The sequence below is a fragment of the Vescimonas sanitatis genome, from assembly GCF_049060325.1.
GTDB classification, from domain to species: Bacteria; Bacillota; Clostridia; order Oscillospirales; family Oscillospiraceae; genus Vescimonas; species Vescimonas sanitatis.
Map to the genome: position 1 here is coordinate 1 of NZ_JBMGPW010000043.1, position 453 is coordinate 453.

The 453-nt window shown below is 71.5% G+C and carries 1 protein-coding gene; it reads right to left on the minus strand.

Annotated features, from left to right (window positions below; genetic code table 11):
- Window positions 1-453 (minus strand): L-serine ammonia-lyase, iron-sulfur-dependent, subunit alpha (locus tag ACOMDU_RS13665; RefSeq protein ID WP_421130705.1); only part of this gene is annotated, 453 nt, incomplete at both ends.

The window sequence follows — 453 nt, forward strand, 5'->3', positions numbered from 1 at the left end:
AGCCGTCCCCGAGCAGCGCCAGCCGGGCCGCGTTGATGGCCTTCACGGACGCGATCGCGTTGCGTTCGATGCACGGCACCTGGACCAGGCCGCCCACGGGGTCGCACGTCAGCCCGAGGTTGTGCTCGATCCCGATCTCGGCCGCGTTCTCCACCTGGTCCACGGTGCCGCCGAGCACGGCGCACAGGGCGCCCGCCGCCATGGAGCAGGCCGAGCCGACCTCGCCCTGGCAGCCGACCTCGGCGCCGGAGATGGAGGCGTTGCGCTTGTACAGGATGCCGATCGCCGCCGCGGTGAGCAGGAACTCGACCACCTTGTCGTCCCGCTCCTGCTGCGTGGCGCCCTCGGGGAGCACGAAGCGCATGTAGTAGAGCATGACGGCCGGGATGATGCCCGCGGCGCCGTTCGTGGGCGCGGTGACGATGCGCCCGCCCGAGGCGTTCTCCTCGTTCA